The organism is Psychrobacter nivimaris (assembly GCF_904846365.1).
GTDB classification, from domain to species: domain Bacteria; phylum Pseudomonadota; class Gammaproteobacteria; order Pseudomonadales; family Moraxellaceae; genus Psychrobacter; species Psychrobacter nivimaris_B.
Genome location: NZ_CAJHAL010000039.1, coordinates 1 through 22238 on the forward strand (window position 1 = coordinate 1; position 22238 = coordinate 22238).

Consider the following 22238-nt stretch of genomic DNA (forward strand, 5'->3'; position numbering starts at 1 on the left):
TGTCATCGAAGCTGTTCATGCTACCAGCCATTTGCTCGGCCAGTTTTTTAATGTCAGATTGAGTAGTCATTGCTTATTCTCCTGTTAATGGATTATAAGCAGTTACACAGTTTTTAGGAAACTCCCCGGGGCGGTTCAGTTTAGTAAGCGCACTATTAGAGAATACCTTGAGTATTAGAACTGACTTTTATCTATTGGCATAGTCTGTAAATTGCCATCAACTACCTGATATAGCGTAACCGTATATCCTGATATTTGATTGCCTGTATCGGTAAAGTTAAAAGTTTCATCAGCTTGAAAAAAGCTTTCTCTACCAAAGTACACATCGTTCTGTTCACCATACCATGTATCACCTGATGTGTATTTAATTAGGTAACCTCCCAAAGGTACTTCTACAGAGATTGTATCTCCGCCATGAATGTACATAGTCATTGTATGATCACGATTAGCTATACTTTCTAACTTAACATAATAATCTGACCCTGGCTCAGTTTTTATTTCTAGTGGAGCTATTGAATCCTGACCTCCAAGTCTTTCTTCATAAACACCGCTTGATGGTCTTGATGCAGGCTGAGCTTCTACGATCTTAGATTCTTGTTGGATGCTGTTTGAGCTGTTGTTACCTTCGCAACCAACAAGTAGTGAAACAACTAATAATGCAATTAAAATTTTCATCTTTTACCTATAAGAAAGGATAGTAATAAAACATATTAGAGATGCCTAACCGTCTCTTACCATCTAATTTTAAAGAAATGATCTAATATAGTTAAGTTCTTATAGAATCGATACAGCGCATATTATAGAGTAGCTTGATTAAGTTATTCTCCATCCATCCTTGGGGTAGAGACTTAGCTTGTGCCCACTTCTTTTCCTCCTAGGCTTCTAACCAACTTAGGATCTATACCTTTTTTTTGACTTTAAGATACAAGGGGCTCCTATTTAATACAATTGGTTATGTGTCATCTTTAAGTTTGAAGAGCAGAGTTATGATAGTCTAATCCCGTCATGCCTTGCTGCCTTTACCTGACTCAAATGAACGGCCTCCGATATAGTCGAGGTGGCTCAATTATATTCCACCATATTTTCTGTTAAATTCTGCGTCACTCATTAGTAGTAATATAACAAACTCAATGAATGCAATGATTGCAGGGATAAAAGTCCAACAGAATAGTAAATAAATAATACCCATTCCAATTTGACCCAGATAAAACTTGTGTATTCCAAGGCCACCAAGGAAAAAAGCTAATACAGCTGCTATTACTTTATTTTTACCATTCTGTGCTGATACAAATCCGTTTGACACTGCCATCTGCCTAACGCCACACTTAGGACAAATCTCAGCTTTCACGTTGATATTAGCTGCACAATCGCTACAAAACTTTTCGTTTTCATTTTTAAATCTTTGAGCAGCTACGTTGTTCATAAATACATTCCCTAAATAAAAAGATAGTTCTTTATTGTCATAGATTATAAAAAAATTCAAAAACTATTTTTACGTCAATACACTCTAAAAACGAATGCGAAAAATTAAGTCATTGACCATTTTATACTGGTGTTTTTGTTAGTTATTCTTAAAAAATTCTTTCAAAAATATAAATATCCAATTAATGACTATCTCTTAGCTCAGCAATTTTAGGGCGCTGAAAATTACTGAGTCGAGTTTAAGTATCAGTTAAAGGATAAGAAATATTCTATTTTTATATAATGTTGACTTGTCAATACTTAACTTTAAGTTGCTGGAAAATTACATTTTGTTAATATTATGCACTTTTGTTGAAAAATAGCAACTAGTACTACTGAACTTATTAATTCAAATAATTATAAAACAAATATCGGGGAACTGTAGTAAAAAATACTTTAATCAAGTAGAATTGCACGATATCTATGTACGGATCGAGTAATTTAAGGTCGCAAAATTGTTTCAAAAGTTACAGCTGCACAGGTCAACCGAAATAATAGGGTTTTTTTGCCCTTGAGATTGTAGTTCGATAATAGTTGTTATTACTCAACTTTTAATATGAATTTTTCGCACCAGATTGCAACATATAACTATTAGCAACTTTATCTACCAGCTGCCACGTAATCTCTACTCGTTTATTGCATAACTTACTATTTGACGATATTTATCGTCTCGAGGATTTCATGAATAAGTCAGTAATAAAAACCATTTTGATCACTGGTGTTATTGTCGCTATTGTAAGCGGCTTGATGATTTTAGAGATGAATGAGTTAGCGCCTGCATTTAAGCAGACTGGCCAATTAGCTTTTTATGTCGCTATTACTTTTATATCTATTTTTATCAGCGTAGTTTTTGCAGCGATACTGTTTCATCGCAATCGGCGTAATCCTCGCATTACAGTCAAGCGCGCCAAGCTGGTTTATGCCGGTTATGCCGCTGGTATTGCTGCGCTACTCTTTATATTGCCAAACTTTTTGCTTAAAAAGTCAGCTGCTTCATGTATCAAGCCAAATATCTATGCCGTGATATCAGATCCTTTGAATATAAAAGTCTGTATGAATATTAAGTCAGTGTTATTTACTAAGTTTTTACCTTTCACCACGCCGCTATTTTTGGGTAACCTGATAGTGAGTGCCTTAGTCGTTATGATGATGAGCATACTTATTTATCTACTGGTCACTGCTAAATTCTTATACGGCAATAATAGATAGCTATGATTGATAGGCTAGGCACATTATAAGTGAGCCACTGCTATCAATACGGCTTTTGCGCCAAAAAGCATCCGTATCATTCTTTTATCTGATAAAAATATTATATTGTCTAAATTTAGCAGGAGTTTGCCGTGTCAAATGTACTTATTGGGGTTGGTGGTTCAGGTCAGCATATTATTCACGCCTATTTGCGCGTGTTAGCATTAGGCAACGCCGGAGCGGTAGAGGTTCCTCACGTTTATATTATCGATGCTGATGCACAATCGCAACAGATTGCTAATCGCCGTAGCCAGCTAGTACCCGATATCCAAAGTCTGCATGAGTATCTACGCCATAGAGGCATCGATAATAAAACTCGAGAGGCTAATTTTGATATTATTCGCCCTTATAGCCAGAGTCTATCTTCTAGTAGTGAATTGACTGTCAAAAACGTACTATTGGCACAAAAGAGTAAGACGACGGAGGAGATTCAAGCCTTTTTTTATGAGAAGGACTTAAACATCAAAGTCTCAGAGGGTATGCATGCCAATCCAAAAGTAGGCTCAACTATTTTTGGTGAAAAGCTTGGACGAGTACTTGATGGTAGTGGCAAAGTAAATACGGCTAATAAGGCGCTTCTCCAGCAAGAGTTCTTATCGTTATTTGATGATGATGTGACAGGTATTAATACGGCAGGTTGTAATATTGTCATCGTCGGCTCAGTATTTGGCGGTACAGGTAGTGGTATTATTCCGACTTTGGCGCGAACCTTTAATGAGATTATTAATAGTTCAGGATCAGGCAGTACTGTCAATTTGGCTACGGTTGCCACGCTTCCTTGGTTCCAGCTAAAACCGGGTGAAGATGGCTCGACGGGAAGCGCGTTTGATACAGGTAAATTAAAACGTAATACTGCTTTTGCGCTGCGAAACTTCCAACATGAGTTGCAGTCTAATAGTAATAATGCCGTTAGCTCTATTTTTATTCAGTCAGGAAGTATGTGGCAAGGTATTCAGCGGCCAAGTGCCGGCGATTTTGACCAACCTGAACATACGCACGTGGTCAACTTATTAGCCGCAAATGCAGTACAGCATAGCTTTGCGCGTCACTTTGCGCCAAATGAGCTATATATGCCGATGACTCAGCTGTCTCATGAGATACGCCAAGGTCAGTTTCATCCGCATACTTCGGCAGCTCTACAATTTAAGGATTTCTCAAAAGACCAAGACGTTGCCAGTCTTTGGATGTTGTTGATTAAAAACGCTTTAAGCATCCTAGTGATGCAAGCCTTTATAGAAGTGCTTAATGGCTACTCTGAGGGTAGCATTAATCATACGGTATTAGGGGATTCAGCCGCGCAGTATGATACGGTTCATAAGCTGCTCGAAGAGATTAGCCAGCGCTTTGGTGTGAGCCATGAGAGCAAAAAAGCATGGTTCGGCCTGAAATCTGTGACTTTTGTACCCAAGGTCGTCGCAACAAATCTAAAAGATGCCTTAGCTTTTGAGCAAAAAGAATATCAGAGTAGCTTAACTTGGTTGTCTAAGCATGATTATGATAATAATAATGCCTCAGGTATTATTCCTGCATTTAGGGCATATCATAATATTAGTAGCGCTGACAATGCCAATTCATTATGGTCAAAACTGGTTGGCGCAAACGATCAGACAGGCTTTGAAAAAGATGAGCTGTGGCAATCGTGCGCGATGAAAGTCTTAGAAAAAACCATTCTTAATGACCAAGGTGGCATTGATACCACACTGCAAGCTAAGATTAATACTATTGTTGATCAAGGCGGCACGGATGCGAGTAAGTACGCTCAATTGGCTAGCAATATTGGCAGCTTAGTATTCAAAAACCTTAATAAATACGTTAGACCTTCAGAAGAGTTTGGTGAGACCTTTGCAGATTATCGTAATAATGATAATACCGCTCAATCCATCAGCCAAGTCCAATTACAGATGCAACAACAAAAAGGTAATATTGCTCATTACGGTGCGATGGATTGGGACTTGCAGTTAGCAGGGGATGTAGCTGCCTTGGATATTATGGATATAGAACATCCTAAGACACTGCGTTGGTTGGATGCCTTGTCGCCTACATCAACGACTGCCAATCTTATCAATACGATTCAGTTAGATGAGAGTATTGCGCAAGGTGTCCCTAATATCTTGGCGGCATTTTTATTACAGAAGTGGCGACTACAGATTCAAAGTGATATTACTGTCTCGCAGTTATTAGAGCAAAATCAAACCGACTATTACAAGATAGTAGCTAATAAATTCCAAAGTACCGATCAGGGTTTGTATTTATATGCTCAGCGTGTGATTGAAGCGGCGTTTTGGTTACTTATTAGCGGCTCGACAGAGGTGATTTATACTAGTATTGCACTAGACGATAATAATGCCTATCACCGTTGGCTCAAGCGTGAGCTTTTGACCCAAAATTGGTCAGACAGTGAGCTTGGTATGATAGTGACTAATGACTCAGAGCGCACACCATTATTTTTATGGAACGGCTATTACTGGTGCTTGGCGGCAAACAACACCGCTCAAGAGTACTTTGCTGGCTTGCTACAAAGCATGCAACTACCAAGTCTGCGTTACCGATATGCTGATCTGTTTTCACGCAAAACAAGCGGCGATAAAAATAAAATCAGCTCGTTAGATAAGTTCTTTGCCGGGCAGTTAAGTGTGCTAAAGACAAGACTAAAAAATAGCCCAAGCGCTAATAAAAATGCCCATGAAAACTTATTGTTAACGGCTTTGACAGGTATCTTGACTGACTTGCCGCCACCAGCGCCACCGAGTGTCGTTGAGCCTATGAATCCTGCGCTCAACTTAGGCTGTCGTAATGTTGTGACACTTAGCGAGATAGGTACTTCTAAGTCTGTAGTCAAAACCAGTAGCTATTTAATTAAAAATCCGCAAGTGGTCATGTTAGATAAACTGCCAGACAATAACGGTAACGTGGTCAATATTGAGCAATTTTTACCCGTCAAAAAAGAATATTGGTTGGACTCTGAAGTAATCGCTCATTTATCTGACAATAGTGAGGCTGTCCATACCCGAGTCAAATTCAATGGTGAAAGCAATAATGAGTGCTCAGTACAATATACTAAACTATATGTGCCAGATCTAGGCTGGATGGAATTTCCCTATGGAAATGATAGTAATCAAACCACTATTGCGATCACTCCTTATGATTTAGCATTTGGTGTTGGCGTTTGGCCGAATTTTAAAGTTGAAGGTTGGCGATACTACTTTATCACTGTGGATATCGAAAAGCGTAACGTCTATGAAGATTTAGCCAACAAGCTTCACACTACTTTAGGCTCAGATAAAATGACCGTCACGGTCTATTCTCAAGACTTAACAGAATCTAAAGTGTTTGGCTTTGATGCTATTCCCTTAAAAGTTGACTTTGTCCCTGCCATCATAGAGCTGTCTTGTGGCGATACTGTCATTGCGACTCAGCCAGTTATATTGAATGATAATCTAAAGTCAGGCAGTAGCCATATTAGATGTATTGGTTTGGATTTTGGTACGTCTAATACCTGTATGGCAAAAGCACATAAAGACCAAGGACAAGTGAAGCGCGAAAACCTGAATCTTGCCAATACTGCTGAGGAACCTAGAATGGAATGGTTGGTCTATTCAGAAGCCGATGATATCAAAGGTCAAGAAGAATGGCTAAAAAACCGCAGCGCATATTACTTACAGCGCCAAGCGAATGTAAGCAAGGGTGCCAGTTATACCATCCCTAGCGAGGTTTTATTAGGCTTAAGTAATCGTACCAACCCTGATGGTAGTAATCAGACTGACGTGCAGCTAAAGGCTATGAAGGAAGGTGCTGATAAAGGCAAAGTGCTTATCAACGGTCTTAACCTGAATGCACCTATTTTTACCCCTTTATGTAGTGACTTTTTAGGGGTTTCAAACTCAGATGATGAGCGTATTAGGTTCTTTAATAGCTTGCTTGAGACCAATGACATTCAGCGTATTTATGGCAATATTAAGTGGCCACAAGAGACGAGCGGCAGTGATTACCCTTTATCTAGTAGACTGCGCTCGATATATATCGAGCAGATGTTGATTGGGGTATTTGCCCGCTTAAGGTTCTCTGGGGTTACGGATATGGACTATGTATATGTCACGCGCCCTGATGCCTTTATGTTTGAAAACACTACCTTTGCCAATACTTACGCACGTGATATGAAAACCATATTGGCCAAGTTAGCAGATAGTACGGGAGTTGCTATTAAAGAGCCTGAGGTTATAGAAGTATCCGAGACCGAAGCAGCGCTACAGATGTCGATGATTAATCCCAATGAGTCTTATGTCATTATTGATATGGGCGGTGGCACGACAGACATTGATATTGAGCTGTCATATGAGGACTATGATAAGGCGATACAGCGCTTAAAATACTCAAGCAGTATTAAATGGGCAGGGAATGATTTATTAAATGCCATGCTTACGCCAACAAATAGCCCGATTCGCAAGTTCTTAGAGCATAAAATAGACATGAAGTCAGAAGGTGACAATGCAGCATATTATGAGACTTTGTTAGCGTCAGTTATGAAGCTCCAAATTCGTAATGGTATTCGTATCGTTGATGAGCTGCCAAGTGATCCAGGTGAGGTCGCAAAAGTCGCAGAGATGTTCTTTGAGAGTATTTATGAATACATATTTGTAAAAATAAAGCTATTGCTACAGCAGGCAGGCTTTAAATCTATCGATCAGTTAAAGAATCAAAGACTAAATATAGTGCTGCAAGGTAATGGCTTTAAGCTGAGTGACTACTTTAGCCATGACACTCACCCACATCCTACTATTAGCCAAGGTCATTATGCACCAAGAGTCTGGGAGACAGTCTTTGCTGACTTTATGGGTTGGGATGAGATAGAGCTTAATGTTAGCTATAGTGAAAACAGCAAAGAAAGTATGATTCGTGATGGTGCGGGTGGTATTGCAGATCAAATGTATGATAATGAAGACAGTAGTCCTTTAGAACATCCTAAAATGCTCTATCCGCCTAATATGTTTGATAAGAATACTACAGATAGCCCAATATTGGTTGATTACGATAAAGACGTGAGCGTTCCGCGTCTTAATGACAATCTACTCGATAAAGAAAACTTACTGCCAGTGTTAGAAACACTCTTTCCTTATACCGAAAGGTATTGGAATACTGATGTCGAAAAAGTAGCGTACCTGTTTATCAATAATAAATACGGCAATAAGAATTTTTATGATGTCAATGCCATGTATTTGAATGGGTCAGGTAGCGGTACGGATCGCTGGACTTTCAATTTAGCAATGATGCAGAAGTTACAGGGTAACTAGGAATAGTGTTATGAAAAACAATATTGGTAACTCTGAGGGTGTTATGCTAAAAAATTTGGTAAAAACTAAGGTTGTTATCTCGCTTAGCTTGGGCGCATTATTATTGCCTTTATCAGCTATAGCAGAAACAAATGAGCTGCCAACAGAAACTTATGCAGAAAATATTACTGATAGCTCTAAAAGTAAGGTTAATGAACTTACTAATGAAAATCTGAGCTTAAAAAAGGGAGAGTTATCGAATAGCGCTACCTCAGACCCTGTAATGACTGATTTGAATTCTAATAGTAATGAAAGCACACAAAACAATGATACAGCCACTACGAGCGTTCCAACGCAGGAGCCGAGTGAGGATGCTAAGCCTAACGATGGTAATAACGCTGCCAGTACTACGAAAGCTTTGGATAGCGTCAATGAGCTTGACTCTGCTAACACCGAAGAAAAAGCTATAGAACAACAACCAGAAATTGCTAAAGAAATGCCATTTTGGCAGAACACTGATTATCTGTTAATTGGTGGATTAGCTTTACTGCTTTTGGGAGGAGGGTTATTACTTTTTAGAAAAATCAGTAGTCTTAATGCTGAGAATCGAAATTTAAACCAAAAGCAAAAAATGTTGAGCAGTAATTTAGCTGGTACTAAGAAAGAATTAGCACAAGCTAAAATTAAGAATGCAGAGCTCGAAGCTAATCTTAACCAACAGCTTGCTATGCATACTGAGGTTGATGATAGTACTAGCGTTGCTCTTGGTGCTGTGTTACCCGTTATTGATGAGCTCATGGTGGAACCCGACATTGAAGACCTTAATGCAGCAGATCTTCAGCAGCTGTCTGATAGTATCACTACCTGGTTTAAAACAAATCGTGGCAACACCGAAGTTCGCGAACTCGTTCCTAATGATATTCAGCATAAGCTTGATCATCTCAGCTATAAGATTGAATTATGGGTAGGGAGTGATGGTGTTGATTCTGTTGAGCTGGCGTCAAATACCATGCGGGCCGCTGTAATTAGCTTGACTAAGCCTGATAGACAGGGCTTTGCTTATTGTTATAAAAAGCCAAACTCGTTATCTGCAGTTTGGGTTAATAAAGCTTGGTATCAAGCCCAGCGCACGGAGCGTTCACTTGAGGTAATCGGAAAGCCCTTGGAGAGTAATTAATGCGATTATATCAATTAACGTCTACTCGTGGTGTTAGTGCAGCGCTATTCATTGCAATGCTGGCAAGCTCCTTGGTGGGCTGTGGTGATGAGCCTGACGTAATTGTGCCTGCAGAGCCTAAAGCAAAAGTCAGCGCTAAGCCTAACGTAATGCCACCGTTGAACTTGGATATATTGCCCAAAAATAATAGCCCATCACCGATTGATTATATTATCGATGGCTCAGCAAGCATGTGTGGATATTTTAATGCTGAACTGAATACTACTGAGAATACGCTACCTATTACTAAGCTAGTGCAGTCAATTCAATCAGTACTTAGAACGGATGATCGGCTATTAATATTTATGCAGGAAGAGTCATCAGATAAGGCGGTTTATATACCTTTTAAGACTTTTGAAAACCAATTGATGCAAGGTAAGTGCGATCTTAATGGTCAATATACTGAGCTGGGTTTGATTCTGCAAGACTATAGAGAGCAGCCAGAGCTTCAGGAGAGATCTGTTGCCATAGTATCTGATATGCACTTTTTGCCAGCAGAAAGAACGAGCTTTGAAAATCAATATGATGCTTTTTTGAGTGCTTATGTCAATACTGAAAATTCAGGTTCTGCACTATCTAATGGAATAGTTTCGCTACGTGCCCCCTTTGTAGGAACTTATTACACGGTAAATAATGCAACTAAAACGCTTGCGCAGACGCAAAAGCATTTACACTTTTTTTGGTTAGCCAAGCAACATTCTAGTGCGCAGCAGATCGAAAAAATCCAACAAACCTTGATTAATGCCCAAAACCAACATTCTAATAGCGTCATCGCGCAAGCTGAGTTCTTACCGCAATTACGGCTTCTGACAGACGATGCCAAAAGCTATGATGCTTTTAGCTCGCCTGCACCCATCATCAGCCCGAAAAATGTGATTGATTTATCTATGGACGAGCTAAAGCCCTTTATCAGCGCCTTTGACCCTAACAGCGCACTCAGTGATGAGCAAAAAGAATGCTACGATGTTAGCTGGGGCGATAAAGACAGCATTATATTTTATCCTTATATCAACCCCAAAACTAATCGTGACAAGGTTTGTGCGGATGGTGCACTTTTCCGCTCCAAAACAGGCAGTACTTTAAGGCTGAATTTACCGCTACAGACAGGCTACAGTATCGTGCCAAAAGCACCCGCAACGGTTGAGGTGATAGATAACTATTTATCTATTCCCATTATAGAAGCAAAAAAAGCATGTATCGGCGTCAGCTCTGGGATGGCGGAGGCACAAAAAAGCGCTCAAGGAATAGACTTGCAATACGCTGCAAGCAGCAGCTCTATCAACACCAGCTACTATACACAATATTCCATCGAGCGAGACGGCTGTAACTCGGATGATGACTGTAGCAACTTAGTTGATAAAACCTTTCAATATAACCAGCTGATATCTAGTCTTGCCAATAAGTCTAAACAACATATTGAAGATCTATATCCGCGCACGATTAATATCAATTTAATTTGTGACCCAAGTATATGACCAGTAATGATGTGTGCGTGTTATGGCAATTATCAGCCAAAAAAAAGCTAGACAGTAATGACTTTGAATGTCGTCTTATTTTAGAGTATAAAGATCGAACGTCAATTGGTGTCATAGATATTAATACTTTAGGTAATAATGAAGAAAGTTGGTTACGTTTAATACGTGAAGAAGCGCCATTTAGTGGTTTTAGTGAGTCTGATATTCCGATTAAATATAATCTATCGTTATTCATTTCCTGTTTCATGGACTTCAATAAGCTACGACAACTACAACCCAAACTAAAGTACGTTTATTTATGGATAGCTGCTAGGCATGTCGAAGTTGGTCTTGAAACGGTATATCCACTCAGCGATCTAAAGGATGTAGAGTCTCGAGCGTCTAATAGAATTTTTGTACAAATGTATCCTAAAATTCCTTCACAAAAATATGTAGATTTAGAAGATGATTTGGGAGGGGTTGAAAACTTTCAGGGGTTATTAGAAAAGATTCAAGGGCAATCTGAACAGACTGTAGGCACTGAAGTACCTGTTTCCATTAAAAAGCCTAAAGCTACTAAAAAACTTACATCTACCCAAGATATTAAGGTGGTAAAGAAATCAGTAGTTACTCAAGAAGTGAAAGCTGCCAAAGAACCTATCATAGAGGCTAAAAGTAGACAAGATATATCCAGTGTCGCTAATAGTTCGGATGGTATTGGCCTAGAGATATTAGGCACAGAAAATGCTGATGTGATATGGGGCATCTTTTCCAAACAAGACCTAGATGACTTGGTAGAGGGTTTTAAAGATTGGGAGAGAGTGCACGGTAAAAACACCTTGCTTGCCAGATTACCCAAAAGCTTAGCAGATAAGATAGGCGGCGAGTTCAACATTGTGTTTTGGACCAGTGGACAAGGTATCAGTAATATGGTGGTGGATGATAGACCACCTAGACATACTATGGTCATGGGTCTTGTAAAGAGCGTTGCTGATAATATCAGCCATGGTATTGGATATTGCATACAGCGACCGACTAGCTTAGATAAAATGTGGACACATCAGAAGTGGCATGCTCTTGAATGCCAAGATAATGACATTTTAAAAGTGACAACAGTAATTTTTTAAACAATCATCACACAATGTAATATGGCTTAATTCTAATGAATAAAAATCTTCAATATACATTAATGAGTTTTACAGGTATTTTTCTCATGATCATTGCCTCAGGAGCTTTTGATTCTGATTCATACTACGATGAGGCCTACTACGATGATACTGGGTCAGATGAACTATATGACATTGAAGAGCCGGCTGCAGAACCAGGTTATGTAGCTGATGACATTGATGTGCCAGCAGTGCCAAATATTACAGCTACAACTGACACTACTGAACAGCAAGCTGAGTGGGTTGACCAGTTAGGACTAATAGATGAGCAATATCCCAATGACATGGAACGTTTAGAACGGTATCAGAATTTGCTGGATAACAACAACCCTTACGCGGCAATCTCGCTGGCTAACACCATTGTCAACGTCAAAAACCAATCTAGAAACATCAGTGTATTCGAAGGGTGGCTCAATAACTTTAATTTTGATATAGGGGCCATCAGTAGTCTTGATAGCCTAGCGAATAATCAAAATAGCAATGCAATGTTTTTGTTAGGCGCCTATTATTATCAAATGCAGCGTTATGAGCTGTCTAGAAGCTGGCTTGAAAAAGCCGCTAACCAAGGTCATGCAGGGGCAATGAACCAGTTGGCGTGGATATATCGAGAGGGTCTTGGTGTTACTGAGAATCTTGATTACGCAGTAGTTTGGCATCGTCACTCTGCTGAAGCTAATTATCCTCGTGCTATGACTAACTTAGCTTACCTTTATAGTATCGGTAAAGGCGTTGAAAAAGATTTAGAAACTTCGGCAAGATGGTATAAAAGAGCGGCTGAGTTAAATAGTGCTTCAGGAATTTATGCAGTAGCGGTCTACTACCTAAATGGCACAGGCGGTATGCCAAAAAATGAACAAGAAGGGGTTAGGTTGCTAATGGAGTCTGCAAAGCTTGGACACAAACGAGCCATGTATGCTATAGGCTTGCGCTATGAATATGGTAATGGGTTAGAACAAAATATTGACCAAGCTATGGATTGGTATAGTGAATCTGCAAAGCTTGGTGAGCCTGATGCCGTTGCCGCTATGAACCGCTTGAACTATTAAAATATCTAGGCGCTTAATAATGACGATGAATTACAGTTTATATTTATCGTCGTAACGATTTAGTGCACCTCTTAAGTATCCAGTATTGTAGATAGCTTAATGGCATTAGCCTACTTTGTAGTGAATATAGTTGATTAGGAATTAACCATTAATGAAATTTAATTTATTATTATATGTACCCGCACTGGTCGATAATCTCGATATAGAATACGGTGTCTTTATTCAGCATCATTTGATGGATGATGCTGACATTGAATTGAACTATTTTGATTTTAGTAGGATTAATTCAGAAAACTATGCGCTAGATATAGTCGATAAAAATGAAGTGACTAAAAAGGTAAGAAAAGATTGTCTAGTAGAAGGCTTCACGCTTAACAGTCATTATTCGATAAATTTGGATAAGGGTTTTAATAGAGGTATTAGCAAAGACGAAGTAAGACAGATTTTTATTTGCTTTAAAAGTAACTCAAAACAGCCGATAGATGCTTTTGTTCGTATGACCCATGATGGAGAAACTCATAATTATCATATCAAAGACAATTTAATATTTTTTAAACTTTGGGTCGCGCCAGAGATGGAAGATAGTTCTAATATCGCTTTAAATATCGGTAAAGTTAACTATTCAAGCTTTGAGTATTTTCGTGAAAATATAAAAGAAGAAGTAAATAAGCAGTGGCACTCGATGTTACTTAGGAAAAGAGATATCAGTAAAGAGGAGCTACTAAGGGCTAATAAAGATATTGATGTACAACCAGAGCCTGCTCTGGATCAATCTAACCCAGTTAAGCTTGAAAATATATTCGTACAGCCAGAGGACGTTCCTGATCATGTCAATATTACGTCAATACCAATGCAATCAACGATAACTTCGCAATACAATACAATATCAGCTAATACCAAGAAAGGAACAGATAGTTTTAAGATAATTGCTTATATTCTACTCATTTTGGGCGTATTATCTATGTTAGGAAAAATATTTGGTGGTAATTAATTGACTTGATTAAGCTAAACACTATGACCTAAATTTGAAACAATGGGTTACAGGACGGAACCCATTGTTTGGAGATGATTTTTACCTACTGAAGTTAGTTTATTGGCGCTTTCTGTTAATAAAGATAGCAACGCTTAGGGCAATTAACAGGCTAATAAGAATAGAAAGTAAGGTTTTATTCTCTAATAAGTTAGACAAGCCGTAACTGGACTTTGTGTCAGATGGCTTTTGGGTTGTGCTTTGTGAGTTCGAATTGACGGCAGTTTTAGTTTCAGCATTAATTTTGGCCTGTACTTTGGCAGCCTCTCTTAGTTTAGAAGTACTGGCCATGAGTCGCTGATATATTTTTTTGCCCGCTTTACCATCGGCCTTAATACCGATATCTACTTGATATTTTTGAATCGTTTGGCGTGTTTTATCTCCAATAATGCCATCGACTTCACCTATATTATAGCCAAGTAAATTTAATGATTCTTGAACCTCGCGAGACTCTTTACGGCTCAAGCCCAGATCGTCAGTTGGCCACGCATTGGCAAAATTCACATCGGTATTTTTTTGTTCAATACGCTGTGATAAATGGGCAATCGCTAGCGCGTAATTTTCTGAGGCATTATAAGCATAAAATGCATCAAAATTACGGCCCACTAAAAATGCGGGCCCTTGTTTACCAGCGGGTAAAAATAAACCTACCGAAGATAAGGTATCAGGTAATGCGCTACCATCTGGCAGAGTAATGCCGATGTTTTTCCAATGTGATACTGATTTTTTATTTTTACGATTGTTTGAAAAGTTCGTATCTGAAGGTAAGCGGACCTCATAGCCCCAAGGTTGGTTACTTTGATAGCCACTACTTTTTAGGAAGTTAGCGGTTGAGGCTAGGGCATCGGCTTGGCTATTAACTAAGTCTCTACGATTGTCGCCATCAAAATCTTGTGCGAGCTGTAAAAAAGTAGAGGGCATAAACTGAGTTTGCCCAAACGCTCCTGCCCATGAACCTTTAAAGTCAGACTTAGTAATATCGCCTTGCTTTAATATTTTTAGAGCACTGACATATTCCCCGCGAAAATAACTTTGACGACGGCCAAAGCAAGATAAGGTCGCTAATGAGTTAATCACATCTTTTTTGCCTAAGGTCGTTCCAAAATCCGATTCTACTCCCCAAACGCCGAGCACATCATAGCGACTGACCCCATAGTGAGCTTCGATTTTTGCTAAGACATCGGCATAATGCTCACTTGCAGCGATACCGTCAACAACGCGCTCTTTGTCCACTAAGCTGGCTAGGTAATCCCATGGCTCTTTAGAGAATTCTGGCTGATAATTTAGGGCTTCTAATACGCTAGAGTCTACTTCAGTAGGGCGATTCCGAGCAAAAATGTCTTTGACGCTTGCGAATACACCTTTTTGAGCCAAATTGTCTAAACAGGCTGTAAGTTGTTGATTATCAACAGCAGGTCTAATCGGGGTTATGCTGTTCGTGTTAGCTGCATAAGTGCTGCTGGTCACGGCTAGTAGGGATAGTGCGAGTGATAAGCGTGAGATGGTGGGTAAGGTATACAATGGCATTATTAATTACTCAGTAATAATAAACTAAAAAGCCATATATTAGCAGAAACCCAATTACTTTATTCAAAGAGCTTTTGATTTAAACATTATTTAGCTTTTGCAATTTTATGAGACTCTCAAAATATTGAATTTTAAGGATAACGATTGTGCCCATGGCAGAATTCCAGCTCAACTTTTTAAGACGTATTCAGTGGCTGCTTGCATCTAGCTCATATACCTCGACCTATAAATTTGCCTTATTGATGGCAATGGTTAATCTGTCTATAGAGTCTGGAATTAATGATGACAGTGAGCACAGTATTTCTTATGAGCAGTTAGCAGAGCAATTTATACAGCTTTACTGGATACAAGCATTACCATACTCAGATCAAAGTAGTAATTCTGTACTCAGACAAAGCAGTACAACAGGGCAGGCTAGTGTTATTAATAGCATTCTAGATTTGCAGCATAAAACTAAGACAACCAGTCTAGCTATAGCTCACACACAAAATTGACCCCTGCCGTCAAATCCGTACAGTTAAACTTGGGAGATTTGAATCAAGCAGCTTGACGATAATAGTCAAACCATACCTGTCTTGGCGACTTATAGCCTAAACTCTTTTGAATCCTCGTTTGGTTGTAGTACAGCTCGATATAGCCGATGATATCATTGATTGCTATAAACCTTGTTTTATAGTCTTGGTAATACACTAGCTCATTCTTTAATGTGCCCCAGAAGCTTTCTATGGGTGCGTTGTCGAAACAATTGCCTTTACCACTCATCGAGCCTTTGAAATTATGCTGCTTGATGATTTTGTGATAGGCATGACTACAATACTGGCTGCCTCTGTCAGAGTGCACAATCAATCCTTGGCTTGGACGTTTATTCTTGATTGCCATATTGAGTGCACGACATACTAAATCTGCGGTCATTCGCTTATTGATAGCATACCCGACCAGCTCTTTGGTGTATAAATCTTTGACTCCAGCTAAATACAACCAACCCTCATTGGTCCAGATATAAGTAATATCACTGACCCACGATTCATTAGGATGCTTAGCATCAAATTGCTGATTTAGTATGTTTGGATAGACAAGCTTGTTATGGTTGGAATCAGTGGTGATTTTAAAGCGTTTGTGACGACGGCATTTGATGTCATGTTCTTCTTTAATGCTTCTGACCATATATAGGCTAATATCGTGCCCTTGCTCTATCAGCTTTGCGTGCAGTCGATCAGCACCATAACGTGCTTTTGTTTTTTTTACTATGTGCCGCTCTGACAAGTAGCTCAGATTGGTTACGGTGTATCTGTTGCTCACTAATATCACGACTCAGCCAGTCATAGTAGCTAGAATGCTTAACCTTTAGTACACGACACATAGTAGTGATACTAAAGAAGAGATCGTTGTTTTTGATAAAGGCGTACTTCACTAACTGTCACTGCGGGCATAGCCCTTCGTCTTGCGTCACTAAAACAGTCTCCCAGACTGTTTCTTAACGTTCCTCATTGGCGAAGTACGCCGTCGCCTTTTTTAATATCTCTCGTTCCTCTTCGGCTACTTTAAGCTGTCGTTTGAGCTGCTTTATTTCCTGAAGAGCCGTCATAAGATCAGGATCATATTGTTCTGTGCCGATAAGCTTGCCTTGATTGGCTTTATTATGCCAATTAGATAAGGTCTGCATGGCGATGCCAAGGTGCTTTGCGGTCGCTGAGATATTGCCATTATTGTCTGCTATCTTCTTGACGGCCTCGGCTTTAAATTCGTCACTGTAGCTTCTTATTTTCTTGGTCATGATAAACTCCGATTAATACGCTTAGTTTACCAAGTTTAGGTGTACGGTTTTTTCAGCATAGCTCAATGGGAAACTTGATGTCTATAACCTAAACACTAAAAGTGCTAATGCTTATGATAATGGCTACGAGAGTATCACGCGCTATACATTAGACCGCCAAGGAAAAGTGCTTTCCCAAAAAACCTACACAGATTGGAATGAGATAGATCAAGAACGCTATCCGCAAAACGATCAGTAATTTCTCACATCTATTCTTAAAAATGGATACTTACTGACATATGAAAGTGAGCCGCATAGAAAATACTTAATTTATTTAAATTTATAGGAAAAATTTCATGTTTAAAAGGACAAGCCTGCTACTAGCAGCATCGATGATTATCTTAGGTCTATCCTCTACGGCTAACGCAGCACCTAAAACAAAATATGGTGTCACAGTAGTTGAATGTGATTTTGATTATGAGGACGAGAAATTTTGCACAGACAGTCGTTTGAAAAGCTATGCAACTGTTATGAAAGAGCGTAAGCCTAACTTCAATGGTAATCAGATTATCTATATCTTTGAAACCAATGACACAGGGTACGTCAACAAAAAGCCCTATCGTTTGGTTGTGATTGACCCTGCTAAGAAGACAGTAGTACCTTTTCGTTATTCGTTATTCGTTATTCGTTATTCGTTATCAGCTGCAGTTGACTCAAATGGTAAGCCAATGATCGTTAATAAGAAAGGCGATACGATTGATTTTGATTTTAGTATCAAATCGAATCGCTTTTGTTTTTCTGGCGATATAGACGCTTATAGAATGTCTGACAGCTATGTAGATCAACCTTTTTGCTTTAAATATGACAAAGCCCAAAAAAATATGGTAAGAGAGTATTAAGGTTTATTGACCTAAGATAGTGCATAAGAGGTGATGGGCGAACGTTCATCACCTTTTTATTTATATAAAGCAACTCTGTGTTACTCATGTACTATCTAAATGATCTTATATTTCAACCTAGAAAATAAATTTAAAGGTTGTCCGCTATACTAGCCTCTATGACAAACATATAGGCTTACCATCATGACTGCTCCTGCTCCTGCTCCTGCTCCTCTTGACCATTGTCCTTTAAAAGAAACTCCTTCTATTGCACAGGCCTGTGCAATTACCTTTCTGGGGAATGCTAGTAATAACCTGCAGCAAGACGCTTTTTTCTTTCTAGATAATTGGTATCAAGAAGATCTAGGTGTGATGGCAGTGACACCAGTTGCATTACCATTTAGTTTAGCAGTGTCTGATGGCGTGGCAAGCTCTAATCACTCGCAGCACTGCTCAAAAGCAGTGGTAAAAGCAGTCAGACGGTTATGGGTTAATCAGAAGAGTATTACTTCAGAGGTTATTCATCAGCTGATTAATCAAACCAAGCATTCATCTAAGCGTCATGGCGCGGCGGCAACCCTCGCGATGGTTACCTGTGAGTTAAAGGGCGATGGAACCATAAAGGCGACGATAATGCATGTAGGTGATAGCCGTGTGTACTGGCTGCCTAAAGGGACGTCACAGTGGCAGTGCCTGACTCGAGATCATAATCTATTGAATGAGCTTATTGACCAAAGGGCACAAGAGCAAGGTAGCCAAGCGAAGTTCGCTGACTATAACCGAGAAGGTATGGCAGGGAGTTTATATAGTATTACTGAATGCTTTGCATTAACGGCTGATGACAGTTATACAAGCAGTGAAGCACCAAAAGGTAGTTCTTGCAACATTAAGGTTAATAGCGGCGATTGTATCTTGGTCTGTACGGATGGTATTCATGACTTGGTGCCGAGTGGTCATTGGCAACTTGTCAATGATGAAACCGATTTACAAGCTTGGCTCATCTCTCTTAAGAACCAAGTTTATAATTCCGATGGCAATGCTTATGATAATGGTACCGCGATTTTGGTTCGTTTTGATTGAACCTGTATTTTAATAACGAGTTAATTACTTCATCAGTCTAATAGAGAAGATACTATGCCAGCACATCAAATTGCCAGCTATACAAAGTCAGCACGTCTATTTGCTTTATATCAAAGCCTGCCTCGAAGTGAAGCAGATGCTATGTCACTGACAGAGCTTATGCAAAACTATGGTGATAATACTGATAATTATACAAATGAGCGTAAAAACTTAGAGAACGATTTGATTGGCCTAAATCAAATCTTTAACGATATCTTCTATAGTGACGCCTTAGTCCGAGTGCCAGCATGGGGCAATAATATCAGTGGCAAGACAGCACGGTTTTATATTGACCCCAGCTTTAGCATCGATGTTATTAACGAGCAAACCGTGTTCTTTTGGGAGATGCTGGATAAATATACCGCAAACTACTTACCAGTATCTTTTAAACAAGAAATCGCAGACAAGCTCACTCAATTACGTCGACAGGATAAAGATAAGTTTCATCAAAGTCCGCTAGGGCAATGGCCAGATCATCTCATCACCTTACCTAGTATCGTGCAAGCACCAACGCTCGATAGTGATGTGCTTGAAAGTATTCATCAGGCTCTGCTACAGAATCGTCAATTACGAATAAGCTATCAAAATAAATGGGACGAAAAACCAGTTCAAAGAGTGATATATCCCAAAGGACTGATCTTTATTGACAATATGATCTATCTCACAGGTTTTAATTCTGCTGATGATCATATCGATGATGATGTGTTACTAAAGGAGCATCGTAATTTTGCAGTCAATCGTATTACCGAGGCAGTAGTCATAGATAAGCCAATACCTGACTGGGTAGGGCGTGACGTTTTTACATTAAATAGCTTACAGAAGCTGTGCAAGCTAGAGTTTGGTAAAAATGTTGAAATCAACTTGGTTTTAAAAGTACAGAAATACGCCTGTCAGCATCTTTATGAGCGCCCATTATCGATAGATCAGCAAATTACTATTATCGATGACACTTGGAATCAAGTCAGCGCTACAGTTGCTAATACGACTCGTCTACAAGATTGGCTAGTGAGTATGTCTCAGCTAGCCGTGGTCGTAGAGCCGGTGGATTTGAAAGCCGTTATTCTGGATCGATTGCATAGTGCATTGGTACTTTATGAAAAATAAATAGACAGGAGTAGCACTATGAATAAAACCCTGTTCGACGATTTTATCCAAGCCCAAAACACTATCTATTCACAAGTGATTGAAGAGCTGACCCAAGGTCGTAAGCGTACGCATTGGATGTGGTTTATCTTTCCACAGGTGAAAGGGTTAGGGCACAGTAAAATGTCTCGACGCTTTGCAATAGAGAGTTTGGAGCAAGCAAAAACATATTTGCAGCATGAGGTGCTTGGAGCACGGTTAATAGAGTGTGCTGAATTACTACTGCTGCATCCTGATAAAAGCGCTTTAAATATCTTTGGTTCACCAGATAACTTGAAGCTACAATCTTCGCTAACATTATTTGCCTTTGCCGCTGGTAACAAGTGTATTTTTGAGCAGCTTTTATACCAGTTCTACGAAGGCAGTTACGATATAAACACTATCAAGATGCTGAAGCAAATCAATGACCAGCAATATAAGTAAATAAAACCGAGTGAAATTTTAAGAGGATAGATAAGTATGAGTACCGTGCAAAGTTTGATAAATGATGTGAGTCAAAAGATTAATGCGTTAGAGACAGCTCAAGCACTCTATAGTCGTCAACTGTCGCCAGATTTTAGTACTTTTGAGTATATTAGTACCGATGAGTTAGGACTTAGTCGCATTTTGGCAGCTCTGCTTGATCCTAAAGGGAGTCATGCTCAGCAGGAAAGCTTTTTAAGGTTATTTGTTGAGCATTGTTTGCCTGTTATATATCAAGACTATAACTGGCAGATTTTCTTTAACAACCTTGAGAAAACAGAGGTTTTTCTTGAAGAAGTGACGGGAAAAAGTAACACTCAGCGGCGTATGGATATTTACTTAAGATGTCAGGTGGGTGATGAAAGCTACGGTATTTGTATCGAAAATAAACCTTATGCAGCAGATCAGTCTAATCAACTGATTGATTATTATCATGAGCTCAAGGAAAGAGGTCATAGTAGTCGTCATATTGTTTATCTCAATGAGTATAACGGTACACCTGATGAGAAGAGTGTCGATGCTAGAGTTTTAGAAAAATGGAAAAAAGACAAGGAATACAGTCATCTTCGTTTTAGCGATCTGATTGGTTGGCTTAAAGCATGTCAAGTAGAGTGTCAGAATCATAGTGTCAGTGAGTTTATTGCACAGCTAACTAAGTTTATTCAAAAGCAGTTTATGGGGATAGAAGATATGAATGAAGACAACGCAATTTTAGATATTATTAAACAGAATGCAGCTACTATTGATGCCAGTATCAAGGTGTCTAACACTGTAGATCGAATGAAGAAAGAACTGATAGCCAAGTTAAAAGTAGATTTGTTAGCAAAATATAAAAAAACTGATTATGAATTAGATATTAGTTATATCGGCGAGGGCAGAAGATACGAACAAATTAGATTCATAATTCCTGGCTATAATAAGGCATGGGTTTGCTTCGAGTTTGATAATGCAGGGTTTGATCGTCCAATTCTAGGAATTAAGTTCACTTCTGTAGAAGCCGCGAAAGCGTGTCCACATACAGAAACTATGAATACGATGCTGACTGATAAAAAAGTGAGCTCTTCTGCTCAATGGCCCGCTTACTACTATTTTGATCCGCAGGACTGGAAAGGTTCGAGTGAGGCATGGTTAATGATAAATGAAGGCACGATGGCAGATAAAATCTTGGAAGAAATGGATAAGGTTTTTCGACTGCTAAGTGAAAAAGGTTGTTTTAGTGACTGAGCTAGGCTTCTCACCTCATACTAAAAAAACTATTTTTATGAGCTAAGCTACAACGCTGGTTATAACTCTATAGAAATATGGACAATATCATTATGAGAAGCAAGGTTCGCGAAGATCGAGACCATCCCAGATTCTGTGTAACTGCCATTTAGATTAAATGCTTACTGATACGGTCATCAAACATAATCATAAAACGATTCAGAGCAGACGTCCAGTTACGGATTGGCATCGACCACTTTTTAGA

At 39.1% G+C, this 22238-nt stretch carries 16 protein-coding genes and 2 pseudogenes; 13 read left to right on the forward strand and 5 right to left on the reverse strand.

Annotated elements, in window-relative coordinates; all coding sequences use genetic code 11:
* The 3 genes and pseudogenes from JMX63_RS14745 to JMX63_RS12915 all read right to left on the reverse strand — a co-directional run.
* Positions 1-70 (reverse strand): annotated as a pseudogene (locus tag JMX63_RS14745) (transposase); the annotation flags it as partial.
* 104 nt (positions 71-174) lie between these two features.
* Positions 175-675, reverse strand: coding sequence for a hypothetical protein (locus JMX63_RS12910; RefSeq protein WP_201572797.1), 501 nt, complete (start codon positions 673-675; stop codon positions 175-177).
* A 391-nt stretch (positions 676-1066) separates the two neighbouring features.
* Positions 1067-1423, reverse strand: a complete 357-nt coding sequence (locus JMX63_RS12915) for a TM2 domain-containing protein (RefSeq protein WP_227673336.1) — start codon at positions 1421-1423, stop codon at positions 1067-1069.
* A gap of 719 nt (positions 1424-2142) precedes the next feature.
* Here JMX63_RS12915 and JMX63_RS12920 point away from each other — a divergent pair.
* From JMX63_RS12920 to JMX63_RS12950, 7 genes are all read left to right on the forward strand, one after another.
* Positions 2143-2670 carry a hypothetical protein gene (locus JMX63_RS12920; protein WP_102094217.1) on the forward strand — a complete coding sequence of 176 codons (528 nt, stop codon included), beginning with the start codon at positions 2143-2145 and terminating at the stop codon, positions 2668-2670.
* 131 nt (positions 2671-2801) lie between these two features.
* Positions 2802-7997 carry a tubulin-like doman-containing protein gene (locus JMX63_RS12925; RefSeq protein ID WP_201572799.1) on the forward strand — a complete coding sequence of 1732 codons (5196 nt, stop codon included), beginning with the start codon at positions 2802-2804 and terminating at the stop codon, positions 7995-7997.
* Between the two features lie 10 nt (positions 7998-8007).
* On the forward strand, positions 8008-9153 hold the full coding sequence (locus tag JMX63_RS12930) for a hypothetical protein (RefSeq protein WP_102094220.1): 1146 nt from the start codon (positions 8008-8010) through the stop codon (positions 9151-9153).
* On the forward strand, positions 9153-10667 hold the full coding sequence (locus JMX63_RS12935) for a hypothetical protein (RefSeq protein ID WP_102094222.1): 1515 nt from the start codon (positions 9153-9155) through the stop codon (positions 10665-10667). Before JMX63_RS12930 ends, JMX63_RS12935 begins: the two co-directional genes overlap by 1 nt.
* On the forward strand, positions 10664-11773 hold the full coding sequence (locus JMX63_RS12940) for a hypothetical protein (RefSeq protein WP_102094223.1): 1110 nt from the start codon (positions 10664-10666) through the stop codon (positions 11771-11773). The genes JMX63_RS12935 and JMX63_RS12940 overlap by 4 nt, the downstream gene beginning before the upstream one ends.
* A gap of 86 nt (positions 11774-11859) precedes the next feature.
* Entirely contained in the window at positions 11860-12858 is a 999-nt protein-coding gene (locus tag JMX63_RS12945; protein WP_201572801.1) for a tetratricopeptide repeat protein, read from the forward strand.
* A gap of 151 nt (positions 12859-13009) precedes the next feature.
* Complete coding sequence (locus tag JMX63_RS12950) at positions 13010-13849, forward strand: hypothetical protein (protein WP_102094226.1); 840 nt, start codon at positions 13010-13012, stop codon at positions 13847-13849.
* 99 nt (positions 13850-13948) lie between these two features.
* On the opposite strand, the gene JMX63_RS12955 is transcribed toward JMX63_RS12950, so the two are convergent.
* Entirely contained in the window at positions 13949-15415 is a 1467-nt protein-coding gene (locus tag JMX63_RS12955) for a lytic murein transglycosylase (RefSeq protein ID WP_201572803.1), read from the reverse strand.
* 152 nt (positions 15416-15567) lie between these two features.
* On the opposite strand from JMX63_RS12955, the gene JMX63_RS12960 reads away from it, so the two are divergent.
* Positions 15568-15909 (forward strand): hypothetical protein, encoded by a 342-nt coding sequence (locus JMX63_RS12960; RefSeq protein WP_201572805.1) that lies wholly within the window; start codon positions 15568-15570, stop codon positions 15907-15909.
* 43 nt (positions 15910-15952) lie between these two features.
* Here JMX63_RS12960 and JMX63_RS12965 read toward each other — a convergent pair.
* Positions 15953-17189: pseudogene (locus JMX63_RS12965) on the reverse strand (IS3 family transposase).
* 335 nt (positions 17190-17524) lie between these two features.
* Here JMX63_RS12965 and JMX63_RS12970 point away from each other — a divergent pair.
* The 5 genes from JMX63_RS12970 to JMX63_RS12990 all read left to right on the forward strand — a co-directional run bounded on the left by JMX63_RS12970 (position 17525) and on the right by JMX63_RS12990 (position 21994).
* Entirely contained in the window at positions 17525-18067 is a 543-nt protein-coding gene (locus tag JMX63_RS12970) for a hypothetical protein (protein WP_201572807.1), read from the forward strand.
* Between the two features lie 183 nt (positions 18068-18250).
* The gene (locus tag JMX63_RS12975) at positions 18251-19126 is read left to right on the forward strand and encodes a PP2C family protein-serine/threonine phosphatase (RefSeq protein ID WP_201572809.1); all 876 of its coding nucleotides are present in this window, start codon (positions 18251-18253) and stop codon (positions 19124-19126) included.
* Positions 19127-19180: 54 nt separating this feature from the next.
* Positions 19181-20269: a helix-turn-helix transcriptional regulator gene (locus JMX63_RS12980; protein WP_201572811.1), complete on the forward strand. Its 1089-nt coding sequence runs from the start codon at positions 19181-19183 to the stop codon at positions 20267-20269.
* A gap of 18 nt (positions 20270-20287) precedes the next feature.
* Positions 20288-20731, forward strand: coding sequence for a DUF1810 domain-containing protein (locus JMX63_RS12985; RefSeq protein ID WP_102092565.1), 444 nt, complete (start codon positions 20288-20290; stop codon positions 20729-20731).
* 36 nt (positions 20732-20767) lie between these two features.
* On the forward strand, positions 20768-21994 hold the full coding sequence (locus tag JMX63_RS12990; RefSeq protein ID WP_201572813.1) for a PDDEXK-like family protein: 1227 nt from the start codon (positions 20768-20770) through the stop codon (positions 21992-21994).
* Positions 21995-22238 lie beyond the last annotated feature (244 nt).